This is a genomic window from Clostridium massiliamazoniense (assembly GCF_001403635.1).
Taxonomy (GTDB): Bacteria; Bacillota; Clostridia; order Clostridiales; family Clostridiaceae; genus Sarcina; species Sarcina massiliamazoniense.
On sequence record NZ_LN879468.1, the window covers coordinates 1,254,009 to 1,267,960 of the forward strand.

Here is a 13,952-nt window from a genome sequence, read left to right on the forward strand (position 1 = left end):
TTAATCCCCTCCTTTAGAATTCACCATATTTATACATATATTTTTTTCTAGGCTCAACAACATCACCCATAAGTAACGAAACCATCTTCTCAGCCTTTGCAGCATCTTCTATGGTAACTTGTACTAAAGTTCTAGTTTCTGGATTTAAAGTTGTTTCCCAAAGTTGATCTGGATTCATTTCCCCAAGACCTTTAAATCTTTGAATTAATGCTCCTTTTCCAACTTTCTTTTTAGCCTTTTCTAGTTCCTCATCACTATATGCATAAATTGTTTTTTCATTTTTTCCTGTTTTATAAACTTTATATAAAGGAGGTTGCGCTAAATATAAATGACCATTAGCTATTAAAGGTCTCATATATCTATAGATGTAAGTCATCCACAAAGTTCTAATGTGATATCCATCTACATCAGCATCACTCATTATTATTATTTTGTCATACTTTAAGTCCGCTTCCTTATAGTTATCTAAAGTTCCTGTACCTACTGCTGTATTAAATATTTTAAGCTCCTCTGAAGCTAAAACATTTTCTAACTTTTGCTTTTCAGTATTCATTATTTTACCCTTTGAAGGCATTATTGTTTGGAATCTTCTATCCCTAGCTTGTTTAGCAGAACCACCAGCTGAGTCTCCCTCAACTACGATAAATTCATTTACAGTATTGTCTTTTAAAGTACAAACTGCAACTTTCCCAGCTAAAGGAGCAGTTCCTTTTCCTATTTTCTTTTTCTCTGCTTCATTTATTTTTTTTATTTTCTCTCTTCTTGCAGCAGCATCTATAGCATTATTTATAATCATAGTTGCTACTACCTTATTATCTTCTATCCACTCTGAAAATTTAGTATAAGCTAAGTCATTCATCATAGTGTAAGCTTCATTATTTCCAAGCTTTGTTTTTGTTTGTCCTTCAAAAACAGGGTTGGTTATTTTGATTCTTACAATAGCAGTCATGCCTTCTCTTATATCGTCACCTTCAAATTCCTTATCTTTTTCTTTAATAAGATTAAGCTTTTTAGCTCCTTCTTTGAAAGCTCTAGTCATTCCAGTTTTAAAACCTGTTTCATGAGTACCTGCTTCAGTAGTAGGTATATTATTAACATAACTTGCTATATTTTCAGTAGTTGAATCTGTAAATTGAAGACAAACCTCTCCATACATTTGAATATTATTTACAGTTCTTTCTCCTTCGAAAGAAACAGGATCTTGATGAAGAGGTGTTTTACTTTCATTTAAATATGCTATAAAATCAAGTAATCCTCTTTCTGAATAATATTCCTTTTCTACAGATTCTTCTTTTCTATTATCAATTAATTTAAGCCTCATGCCCTTATTTTGAAAAGCTAATTCTTGAAGTCTTTCATCTATTACATCAAACTTAAAATCACTTGTTGAGAATACTTCTTTATCTGGTAAAAAAGTAACTCTTGTTCCAGTTTCATTTTTGTTAACCTTTCCTACAACTTCTAAAGGTGTAATTGCAGTTCCTGGCATTACCTTATCTAATTCTTTATCATAAGCATATTCAAATCTTTGTCTATGTAATTTCCCATCTCTTTTTACTTCAACTTCTAACCACTTTGATAAGGCATTAACTACAGCAGCACCTACTCCATGAAGTCCTCCAGAAGTTTTGTAGTTACTATTATTAAATTTTCCTCCAGTATGTAATTCAGTAAATACCATCTCTACACCTGATTTATTCTTTGTTGGATGCATTCCTGTTGGTATTCCTCTACCATCATCAACTATAGTTACACTTTTATCTTTATTTAAAATAACCTCTGCATATGTACCATAACCATTAGATATTTCATCTATAGCATTATCTAAAATTTCCCATATACAATGATGCAACCCTTTAGTTCCTGTTGAACCTATATACATACCTGGTCTTACTCTTACCGGTTCTAACTTTTCTAAAGACGTAAGAGAATTCACATCATAATTCTTGTTTATTTCATTAGACATTAAATTCCGTTGCCAGAATTATATAAAATTTTTCACATTTTATATTATTACTGCAACAGTCACCTCCCTCCATAAAGTTCAAAACTCTATTTTAAATCATTATATATTTCTATAAGTCTATTCACAGCATCCTCTATGGACTCTATATGAAAGTTATCTAAAAATTCATTTTTCTTAGTTCCAAAAACATACATAGGGTCATAATACTTTTCCATAAGTTCCATGGCTACTTTCTTATAGTCTCCCTTTTTCACTAATTCCATGTAATAATTAGCTTTTTCTTCGCTAATATGTTTTCCTAACACATTTATTGCTTGATTTATCTCATCCTTTGCTGTATCAAAAGCAGTATATTCTTTAACTAATCTTTCAGCTCTTGTTTCTAAATCAGCTGTAAGATAAATCTTTTTACCTCTATGTAATGAATCCCATAAACATTGTGTTATTAATATTTTATAGAGTCTTCTACTTTCACCTTCTGTGAACACTATGTTATTTTTCCTAGTTCTTAGCTGATTATAAACCATAGTCTCAAATTTTTTCTGAGAATGACAATCTCCTAAACCAACACCACCAAGTATTGAACCTCTGTGATTTGCAGCCTTTTCAATATCTAGTATGTTATAACCTTTTTCTTTTAATCTATATAATATTTCTGTTTTTCCTATTCCAGTATTACCATATAGTACTATAAATTTCACTTTATTGCAATATTCTTCCAGTTTTTGAACCATAAAAGCTCTATAACTTTTATATCCACCCTTCAATTTTAAAACATGTATTCCTATACTATTTAAAAGAGAATGTATACTTCCACTTCTCATGCCACCTCTAGCACAATATATAACAATTTTCTTATTTTCATTTGCCTTTATTAACTTTTGAAATTCTTTAAAAATTAATGGAAGTCTAGCTGAAACAAATTCAATACCTTGCATTTTAGCCTTTTCAACGCTTTCTCTAACATAAGTAGTTCCAACTATTTCCCTTTCTTTATCTTGAAGAATGGGTATATTAACTGAACCTTCTATTGCATCCTCCAAAAATTCACTTTCACTTCTGACGTCAACAAAAATATACTCCTCTTCATTTCCGTATATCTCTGAATACTCAATGATTCCAAACATATATACACCACCTTATTATCACTAAATTTTAGTATAATTTTTTTAATCTTAGTTGTCAAATAGCTGATAACAACTAGTTTTCTAGAAAAAATTAAAGACACCATTATTGGTGTCTTTACATTTCATATATTCCAAGTTGTCTAACATGTTTTGTATGTGACCACTCTTTATTATCCTTATTAGCTATTCCTATTATAGTTATAGGTATCCAACTTACAACATATACCATAGATCCTAAAGCTCTTATTACCTCTGATTTTGTTTCAGTACCTAATATTTGTACAGCTAATCCAAAATAAATTGCTCCATATATTAAATTAAACATTGTTAATAATGCTGTTTGACCTAATATAGATAAATTTACAACGAAAAATGGCTGTAAAAATGCTATTATTAAAAATAATACTAAGGCTCCTGTTCCACGTTTGATGTTTGTCTTATCTTTTATTAACATGAAGCCAACAAAACCAACTTCTGCAATACATATAAATGCCCACAATCCATCAAAGAATATGTAGTTATTGATGAATTCTCTTGATGAATTTATAATCATAAATATAAATATAACAAAAGGTAATGATAAACCAAATATAGCTGTTATGAATGGTTGTATTACATACATTGCACAGTCAAAAGCAACCATACTTCTTTCTTTTATAGCTTTTTTAAATAATGGAATAGCATATCTGCTTGCTACATCAGCAAAACCTTGCATCCATCTTTTTCTTTGCTTCCAAGAATCATTAAATTCTAAAGGTTTCTCATCGTATATTAAAGCGTCATCTGCAACACCTATTTTTTTATTGTTAAGAACTAATTTACAAGAAAATTCTAAATCTTCTGTCAAGCAAGTTGCTCCCCAACCTAACTTCTTTAAAATTTCCGTACTTAAAGCAAATCCAGTTCCTCCTAATTGAGCTGATAATCCTAATCTATCTCGTCCATACTGTAATCTTCTAGCAGTACTAGCAAGAGATGCTTCACATGATTCTGTTACCCATGAATCCTTTGCATTTTTAGTATCAATAAAACATTGAACAACTTCATAGCCTTCACACATTTTATTGTTTATTTTTGTTAAAAAGTCCTTATGAACTAAATTATCTGCATCAAATATTGCTATAGCATCATATTTTTTCTTCATTTTGAACAGCTTATCAAACATCCACTCAAGAGCATAACCTTTTCCTCTTTTATCTTTGTTAAATCTCTCGTAAACATTTGCCCCATGTCTTCTAGCAACTTTTGCTGTTGAATCTGTACAATTATCAGCAATCACATACACATCATAAAGGGCTTTGGGATAATCTATTTGATTGAAGCTATCTACCAAGTTGCCTATTACTACTTCTTCATTATGCGCCGAAACTATAAGTGCAAAGCTATTCTTAGGTTTATGTTCTATTTTTTCTTTTCCTATATCTTTCTTAATTGCCCTTGCTCCAATAATTCCAATGAAAAAATGGTATAAAGTAATAGAAAGCATGATTAAAAGAAACAGAATAGTAATGGTTAAAAAGAATATCGCCATTTCTTGTCACTCCTAAGCTTTAAATTAACTACTAAATATTAATTTACTTCAATTTAAAAATTCTTAATTCATTGCTAATAAATATTATATTATTTATTAAGGTAAAATTCAAACTCTTTATATTTTTTTAATGATTTTTTTTTATTAGCCTTCTTTTATTTACAAATATACAACTCATATAAATTCTTTGTTAAAATTACCTAAACTAAGAATAATCTTTTTTTTATTTTTAATATATTTAACTAAAAAAATGTAATATAAAATATTATTTATAAAAACAATAAATTTTATTGTTAAGATAATTTTAAAATTCTTAATATAACTATTTTATATTACACTTTTCCAAATTACAATAGTTTATTGGAAATATTTAGAAATCATTTCCAATAAACTATTTCTTTATATATTTATAAACTTCCCTAAAATATTATTTATTTATATCTTTATTTATCCAAGTCATCATTTCTCTTAATTGTACTCCAACTTTTTCTATTTCATGAGTACTTTCCATTCTTCTCATTGCATTGAAGTTTGGTCTTCCCACCATATTTTCAACAAGCCAATTCTTTGCAAAAGTTCCATCTTGGATTTCTGAAAGTACTTTTTTCATTTCTTTTTTAGTATCTTCAGTAACTATTCTATTTCCAATCATATAGTCTCCATATTCAGCAGTATCACTTATAGAATATCTCATTAAACTCATTCCACCTTGATACATTAAATCAACAATTAATTTCATTTCATGCATACATTCAAAATAAGCATTTTCTGGAGCATATCCTCCTTCAACTAAAGTTTCAAATCCCGCTTTAATTAATGCTGTCACACCACCACATAAAACAGCTTGTTCTCCAAATAAATCTGTTTCTGTTTCATCTTTAAATGTAGTTTCTAAAACTCCAGCTCTTGCTCCACCAATACCGTTTGTATAAGCTAAAGCTAAATCTTTTGCCTTACCTGTATAATCTTGATATATTGCAATTAAACATGGAACTCCTGAACCCTCTGTATAAGTTCTTCTAACCATGTGACCTGGTCCTTTTGGTGCAACCATAAATACATCTACATTTGCAGGTGGTACTATTTGATTGTAGTGAATATTAAAACCATGTGCAAAAGCTAAAGCTTTACCTTCTGTTAAATATGGTGCTATTTCTTCTTTATAAACCTCCCTTTGTTTCTCATCTGGAATTAAAATCATAACTATATCATTATTTTTAACTGCCTCACTTACTGTTTCAACCCTCAAACCAGCATCTTCAGCTTTTTTCCATGACTTACTGCCCTCATATAATCCAATAGTTACATCAATACCACTCTCATGTAAATTTAAACTATGTGCATGTCCTTGGCTTCCATAACCAATAACTGCAACTTTTTTCCCCCTTAATAAATCTAAATTAGTATCTTTTTCATAATACATATTAACCATCTCAAAAACCCCCTACAAATTATATTTTTGCTTACTATTAAATTCCCAATCCACACCACAACACCATTTGCCATTTTATTAAATTCATTTTTAATTTATTATCTAATTAAGTTTTGCTTTATTAATAGCTTTAATTAATGCATTTAAACTTGCTTCCATAATATCTCCAGATAAAGCACTACCAGTAAAAATTTTATTTCCTTCTTCTATTTTAACTGTAACCTCTCCTAAAGCATCTTCTCCATCTGTTACTGATCTTATAGAATAATCTTTAAGATTTATTTTTTTATCAATCGCTCTTTCAACTGCTGTAAAGGCTGATGCTACTGAACCTTCCCCTACAGCACTTTCCATTATTATTTCATCACCTTTTTTTATTTCCACAGTACTTGTACAAATCATCTTATTTCCACTATATACTTGATAAGAAATTAACTTATAATATTCATCTACCGAACTTATATTATCATTCACTATTGCATCTATATCTTTTTCAGTTATAGTTTTTTTCATATCAGTTAACCTTTTAAACTTTTTAAAAGCTTCATCTAGCTCATCACCAGATAAATCTATTCCATTACCTTGTAAATAACTTTGAAATGCATGTCTTCCTGAATGCTTACCTAAAACAATATTCTTATTATTTATTTTCCCTACAGATTCAGGAGTTATTATTTCATAAGTACTCTTTTCCTTTAAAACACCATCTTGATGAATTCCTGACTCATGGGAAAAAGCATTTTCTCCAATAATAGCCTTATTAGGCTGAACCCTTACACCTGTTATAGCTGAAACTAAATTAGATATTTTAGTAAATTTAGTAGTATCTATATTAGTACTCATCTTTAAGTCTTTTTTTCTTGTTTCAATGACCATTACAATCTCTTCTAAGGCTGCATTTCCAGCTCTTTCACCAAGTCCATTAATAGCACATTCCACCTGAGTTGCCCCTGCCATTATTCCACTTAAAGAATTTGCTACAGCCATCCCTAGATCATTATGACAATGTACTGAAACATCTACATTTTCTATGCCCTTAGTATTTTCTACTATATATTTTATAAAATCATAATAATTATTTGGTAATGCATAGCCCACTGTATCTGGAATATTTATAACAGTGGCTCCTGCCCTTATTACTCTTTCAAATACTTTAACTAAAAACTCCTTATCACTTCTATAGGCATCTTCAGCAGAAAATTCTATATCCTCACAAAAAGTTTTTCCATAAGCTACTGCCTCTTCAGCCTTTTTTAAAACTTCCTCTTCACGCATATTTAATTTATACTTCATATGAATTTTAGAAGTAGCTATAAATATATGAAGTCTAGGTTTTGCTGCATCTTTTACAGCTTCATAAGCTCTATCTATATCACTTTTAGTTGCCCTACATAAAGCTGCAACATAAGAGTTCTTAACCTTTCTAGCAATTTCTCTTACACTATTAAAATCACCTTCTGATGCCATAGGAAATCCAGCTTCTATTACATCAACCCCTAATTCTTCAAGTTTTTTTGCTATTATTAATTTCTCTTTCAGATTTAAATTAACTCCAGGTGTTTGCTCCCCATCTCTTAAGGTGGTATCAAAAATTTTTATTTTTTTATTCATTAATTTTTCCCCCTTATTAATTTAAATCTTCTTCTAAAATAATATTTGATATAGGTTCCCCCGGTGCTACCATTGGAAATACCTTTTTATCTTCGTTTATAACATAATCAATTATAACTGGCCCATTATATTCTATGGCATCCTTTAAAACCTCTTCCATTTCACTATCTTCTAAAACTCTAACTCCTTTAGCCCCGAAGCTTTCAGCTAACTTAACAAAATCTGTTTTTCTATCTAAAGTTGTTTCAGAATATCTCTTTTCATAAAATAAAGTCTGCCACTGTCTAACCATTCCTAAAGCATTATTATTTATTAAAATTATAGTAATAGGCAAATTATTTTTAACTAAAGTAGGAATCTCATTGCAATTCATTGCGAAGCTCCCATCCCCTGTAATTAAAACAACCTTTTTATCCTTATTACCAATTTGTGCCCCCATTGCAGCACCAAGTCCAAATCCCATAGTTCCTAAGCCACCAGAGGTAATAAATTTTCTTGGCTTTTTGAACTTATAGTTTAAAGCTGTCCACATTTGATGTTGTCCTACATCTGTAACAACAATAGCTTCATCATCTAATAAATTATTTAATGAATCAAAAAGTTTCTCTGGTGTATTCTCATTATCATAATATTTCTTTTCATTATCTTCTTTAAATATATTAAGCATTTTAATCCACTCTTTTTTTTCTGAAATATCTACAAGTGGTAAAAGCTTAGTCAGTACCTCTTTAATATCACCAACTATATACTTTTCAACCTTTATATTTTTATTAATTTCTGCTGGATCTACATCTATATGAATAATTTCTGCATTCCTTATATGATTTTTACTTCCAATAACCCTATCACTAAACCTTGCTCCAATACATATTATTAAATCACTTTTGGTAATCATTAAATTAGAAGCTTTTGTTCCATGCATTCCAATCATTCCTGTAAATAACTCATCATATTCATCATAAGCCCCAAGTCCCATAAGTGAAGTAGCTACTGGTGCATTTATTTTTTTAGCAAACTTCCTTAATTCCTCTGAAGCTTCTGAACTAATAACTCCACCTCCAGCGTATATAAATGGTCTTTCACTTTGATTAATAAGCTTTGCCACTTCCCCTAAAGTTTTATCATTTATATATGATGTACTCCTTTCTATAGCTTTAGGAGATTTATATTCATATATAGTTCTTTGGGCTGTTATATCTTTTGGTATATCTATTAAAACTGGTCCCGGTCTCCCTGATTTAGCTATAACAAAAGCTTCTCTAATTACCTCTGCTAACTCTTCTATATTTTTAACAATATAGTTATGCTTTGTTATGGGCATTGTTATTCCTGCTATATCAACTTCTTGGAAACTATCCTTCCCAAGTAAGCCTTTAGGAACATTCCCTGTAATAGCCACTATTGGGATTGAATCCATATATGCAGTTGCTATTCCCGTTACTAAATTTGTAGCCCCTGGTCCTGATGTTGCAAGACAAACCCCAACCTTTCCAGTTGACCTTGCATATCCATCTGCTCCATGAGCTGCCCCTTGCTCATGACAAGTTAAAATATGATTTATCTTATCCTTATATTTATATAAAGCATCATATATATTGAGGACAGAACCACCTGGATAACCAAAAATAGTATCTACTCCTTGTTCTAATAAGCATTGAATTAAAATTTCAGAACCATTTAATAACATAACTAAATCCCCCCCTTACTTTAATATTGCTCCTTCACTAGCTGAGGATACAAGTTTACTATATCTATACAAGTACCCTTCTTTAACCTTAGGCACAAAATCCTTTAATCCTTCTCTTCTTTTATTAATTTCCTCAGGAGAAACCTCTAATGTTAATTCTCCCTCAGGTATATTTATAGATATAATATCTCCTTCTTTTACCAAAGCTATAAGTCCACCTTCTGCTGCTTCTGGTGCAATATGCCCTATAGATGCTCCCCTCGTAGCTCCTGAAAATCTTCCATCTGTTATTAATGCAACATCCCTATCAAGTCCCATTCCTGCAATAGCAGAAGTTGGAGAAAGCATTTCTCTCATTCCAGGTCCGCCCTTTGGTCCTTCATATCTTATTACAACTACATCACCTTTTTTAATCTTTCCAGATGTTATAGCTTTAATAGATTCTTCCTCAGAATCAAAAACTCTAGCTGGACCTTTATGAACAAGCATCTCTGGTAATACTGCTGACCTCTTAACTACAGCTCCATTAAGTGCTAAATTACCTTTTAATATGGCTATACCACCTGTTTCACCATAAGGATTTTCTATTGATCTAATTACATCATTGTTTAAAACAAGTTTTCCCTCTATATTTTCTCCTTGGGTTTTCCCTGTCACTGTAATTGTATCCAAACTTAATAAATTCTTTTTACTAAGCTCATTCATAACTGCAGCAACTCCACCAGCTTCATATAAATCTTCAATATGATTGCTTCCAGCTGGAGAAAGCTTGCACAAATTAGGAACCTTTGAACTTATTTCATTTATTATATCTAAATTTAATCCAACTTTAGCTTCATTGGCTATAGCTGTTAAATGAAGAACACTATTACTTGAACATCCAAGAGCCATATCTACTGTTAATGCATTTCTTATGCTCTTTTCATTTATTATATCTCTAGGCTTTATATCTTTTTTTACTAAATCCATAATAGCCATTCCAGCCTTTTTGGCAAGTCTAATTCTTTCTGAATAAACAGCTGGTATAGTACCATTTCCAGGCAATGCAATACCTAAACTTTCACATAAACAATTCATCGAATTTGCAGTAAACATCCCTGAACAAGAACCACAAGTTGGGCAAACCTTATTTTCCATTTCATCTAATTCCCTTAAGGTTATTTTTCCAGCCTCATAAGCTCCTACTCCTTCAAAAATAGTAGTTAAACTGCATTTCTTATTATTTAAATTTCCTGCAAGCATTGGACCACCAGAAATAACTATAGTTGGTATATTAACTCTTAATGCCCCCATTAAAGTGCCCGGAACAATTTTATCGCAATTAGGTATTAAAACTAATCCATCTAAACCATGAGCCTTAGTCATACACTCAATGGAATCTGCTATAATTTCTCTACTTGCAAGGGAAAATTTCATCCCCTCATGTCCCATGGCGATTCCATCACAAACTCCTATAACAGGATAGGCTAAAGGTGTTCCTCCAGCCATTAAAATTCCCTTTTTAACCCCTTCAACAATTTTATCTAAATTTACATGTCCAGGAATAATATCATTTTGAGCTGTAACCACACCAATTAAAGGTCTTTCTATTTCCTCTTCTGTTAGACCTGCTGCCTTAAACAAAGATCTATGTGGTGCTTTACTAGCCCCCTTCTTAACAAGATCACTTCTCAAAATAATCACTCCTCCCTCATTAACTCTCTAACTACTAAAGAGCCCATTTCTCTAGTTCCTACTAAAATTTTCCCTTCATTTATGATATCCCCAGTTCTATATCCCTTTTCTAAAACTCTTATAACAGCATTTTCAATATCCTTCGCTTCTTCTTCCAAAGATAAACTATATCTAAGCATCATAGCTGCTGATAAAATTGTAGCTAAAGGATTAGCAATACCTTGTCCCGCTATATCAGGAGCACTACCATGAATAGGTTCATATATTCCAAAGGTTCCTTCCCCTAAACTTGCTGATGGCAACATTCCTATAGAACCTGTTATCATAGATGCTTCATCAGATAAAATATCACCAAACATATTACTAGTTACAATTACATCAAATTGTCTTGGATCTCTAACAAGTTGCATAGCTGCATTATCAACATATAAGTGATTTAATTCAACTTCTGGATAGTCCTCATGAACCTCCTCAATAACTCTTCTCCATAATCTAGAACTTTCTAATATATTAGCCTTATCAACACTTGTTACTTTCTTATTTCTTTTCATTGCAGTATCAAATGCAATTTTAGTAATTCTCCTTATTTCAGAAACAGAATATTTTTCAGTATCAAAGGCAGCCTCATCTTCTCCTTCTCCAGACTTACCTCTTTCTCCAAAGTAAATTCCTCCAGTTAATTCTCTAACAACATAAATATCTATACCATCACCAACAAGTTCAGCCTTCAATGGAGATGCATCCTTAAGAGGTTCATATAATAAAGCTGGTCTCAAATTACAATAAAGATTTAAGCCACCTCTAAGTCCTAAAAGTGCTTGTTCAGGTCTAACCTTTGCAGTTGGATTGTCCCACTTAGGTCCACCAACAGCACCTAAAATCACTGCATCCATAGCTTTACAAGCCTCTAAACTTTCTTCAGGTAATGGATTACCTGTTACATCAATAGCACAACCACCAGCTAATATTTCAGTATATTCAAAATTATGATTATACTTTTCTCCTATTTCATCTAAAATATTAATAGTTTCAGAAACAACCTCTGGTCCTATTCCATCACCACTAATAACCCCAATTTTAAAATCCATAATAATTCCCCCAATTTTTATTTTAAAACTTCACTTATATAATTAAACTCTTTAAATAGTTCTATCTGAATTAACTCTCAATTTATTTATAAGTCCATTACTATTTATAATGTTTTGCATAAATTCAGGAAAAGGTTCACCTTCATACTCTTCGCCCTTAGTTAAGTTTTTAATTATTCCTGTTGAAAAATCTATAGAAACTTTATCTCCAGCTTCAATTCCATCAACAGCTTTTTCACACTCTAGTATAGGGAGCCCTATATTTATTGCATTTCTATAAAAAATTCTTGCAAAGGTTTTGGCTATTACACAACTTACTCCACTTTCCTTTATAGCTATTGGTGCATGCTCCCTTGAAGAACCACAACCAAAATTTTTGTTAGCTACCATTATATCTCCATCACTAACCTTCTTTACAAATTCCTTATCTATATCTTCCATACAATGAGCAGCAAGCTCCTTTGGATTTGATGTATTTAAATATCTTGCAGGAATTATTACATCTGTATCAACATTATCTCCATATTTAAAAACTTTTCCACAAACCTCCATTAATATATCCCCCTTTTTATAATTCATCTGGTGATGATATTTTTCCTAATATAGCTGAAGCAGCCGCAACTACTGGATTAGCTAAATATACCTCTGATTCAACATGCCCCATTCTTCCTACAAAGTTTCTATTAGTAGTGGAAACACATCTCTCTCCCTTTGCAAGTATACCCATATGCCCTCCTAAACATGGCCCACAAGTAGGTGTTGAAACTATAGCTCCTGACTCTATAAAAGTTCTTAATAAACCTTCTTCCATAGCTTGTAAATAAATTTTTTGTGATCCCGGAATAATTATAGTTCTAACTTGCTTCTTAACTTTTCTCCCCTTAAAAATTTCAGCTGCCATTCTTAAGTCTTCTATTCTTCCATTAGTACAAGAACCTATAACAACTTGATTTATCTCAACATTTCCTACATTATCTATAGTTCTTGTGTTTTCAGGTAAGTGTGGAAATGCAACTGTTGGTTTTAATGTACTTAAATCTATTTCATAAACTTTATCATATACAGCATCTTCATCAGCCTCAAAAACCTTCCATTCCCTTTTTCCATGTTCCTTTAAATATTCTATAGTTAACTCATCCACAGGAAATATTCCATTTTTAGCTCCTGCTTCAATGGCCATATTACTTACTGTAAATCTTGAATCCATTGATAAGTGCTTTACTCCCTCTCCTGTAAATTCCATAGATTTATATAATGCTCCATCTACTCCTATGGTTCCTATAATATGAAGTATTAAGTCTTTACCACTTACCCACTTACTTGGTTTATTCTTTAAAACAAATTTTATAGCTGAAGGTACCTTGAACCAACATTTTCCTGTAGCCATTCCTGCTGCCATATCTGTAGAACCTATACCTGTTGAAAAAGCACCTAAAGCTCCATAAGTACATGTATGAGAATCAGCTCCTATAACAATATCACCTGCTACAACTAAACCTTTTTCAGGTAATATTACATGCTCTATTCCCATCTCTCCTATATCAAAGAAATTATTTACTTCCTTATCTCTAGCAAATTCTCTTATGCATTTACATTGCTCTGCTGATTTTATATCTTTATTAGGTGTAAAGTGGTCTGGTACTATTGCAACCTTATCACTATTAAAAACTTTTTTAAGCCCCAACTTCTCAAATTCCTTAACAGCTACTGGTGTAGTTATATCATTTCCTAACACCATATCTAAATTAGCCTCTATTAATTGTCCAGCCTTTACTTTCTTTAATCCTGCATGTGCTGCAAGAATTTTCTGTGTCATAGTCATCCCCATAATTAAAC

10 protein-coding genes are annotated in these 13,952 nt (G+C 31.3%); all 10 read right to left on the reverse strand.

Annotated features, from left to right (window positions below):
- Positions 1-13: 13 nt before the first annotated feature.
- Positions 14-1,966: a DNA gyrase/topoisomerase IV subunit B gene (locus tag ARA19_RS12800; RefSeq protein WP_055071359.1), complete on the reverse strand. Its 1,953-nt coding sequence runs from the start codon at positions 1,964-1,966 to the stop codon at positions 14-16.
- 86 nt (positions 1,967-2,052) lie between these two features.
- Positions 2,053-3,093, reverse strand: a complete 1,041-nt coding sequence (gene mnmH / locus ARA19_RS12805) for a tRNA 2-selenouridine(34) synthase MnmH (RefSeq protein WP_055071360.1) — start codon at positions 3,091-3,093, stop codon at positions 2,053-2,055.
- Between the two features lie 115 nt (positions 3,094-3,208).
- On the reverse strand, positions 3,209-4,624 hold the full coding sequence (locus ARA19_RS12810; RefSeq protein WP_055071361.1) for a glycosyltransferase family 2 protein: 1,416 nt from the start codon (positions 4,622-4,624) through the stop codon (positions 3,209-3,211).
- Between the two features lie 427 nt (positions 4,625-5,051).
- Positions 5,052-6,056, reverse strand: coding sequence for a ketol-acid reductoisomerase (gene ilvC, locus ARA19_RS12815; RefSeq protein WP_055071362.1), 1,005 nt, complete (start codon positions 6,054-6,056; stop codon positions 5,052-5,054).
- Between the two features lie 102 nt (positions 6,057-6,158).
- Positions 6,159-7,667: a 2-isopropylmalate synthase gene (locus ARA19_RS12820; RefSeq protein ID WP_055071363.1), complete on the reverse strand. Its 1,509-nt coding sequence runs from the start codon at positions 7,665-7,667 to the stop codon at positions 6,159-6,161.
- Positions 7,668-7,683: 16 nt separating this feature from the next.
- Positions 7,684-9,354, reverse strand: a complete 1,671-nt coding sequence (ilvB, locus tag ARA19_RS12825; RefSeq protein ID WP_055071364.1) for a biosynthetic-type acetolactate synthase large subunit — start codon at positions 9,352-9,354, stop codon at positions 7,684-7,686.
- Between the two features lie 15 nt (positions 9,355-9,369).
- On the reverse strand, positions 9,370-11,028 hold the full coding sequence (gene ilvD / locus ARA19_RS12830; protein WP_055071365.1) for a dihydroxy-acid dehydratase: 1,659 nt from the start codon (positions 11,026-11,028) through the stop codon (positions 9,370-9,372).
- A gap of 5 nt (positions 11,029-11,033) precedes the next feature.
- Positions 11,034-12,116 (reverse strand): 3-isopropylmalate dehydrogenase, encoded by a 1,083-nt coding sequence (gene leuB / locus ARA19_RS12835; protein WP_055071366.1) that lies wholly within the window; start codon positions 12,114-12,116, stop codon positions 11,034-11,036.
- 51 nt (positions 12,117-12,167) lie between these two features.
- Positions 12,168-12,668: a 3-isopropylmalate dehydratase small subunit gene (leuD, locus tag ARA19_RS12840; RefSeq protein WP_055071367.1), complete on the reverse strand. Its 501-nt coding sequence runs from the start codon at positions 12,666-12,668 to the stop codon at positions 12,168-12,170.
- A 16-nt stretch (positions 12,669-12,684) separates the two neighbouring features.
- Complete coding sequence (leuC, locus tag ARA19_RS12845; RefSeq protein ID WP_055071368.1) at positions 12,685-13,944, reverse strand: 3-isopropylmalate dehydratase large subunit; 1,260 nt, start codon at positions 13,942-13,944, stop codon at positions 12,685-12,687.
- Positions 13,945-13,952 lie beyond the last annotated feature (8 nt).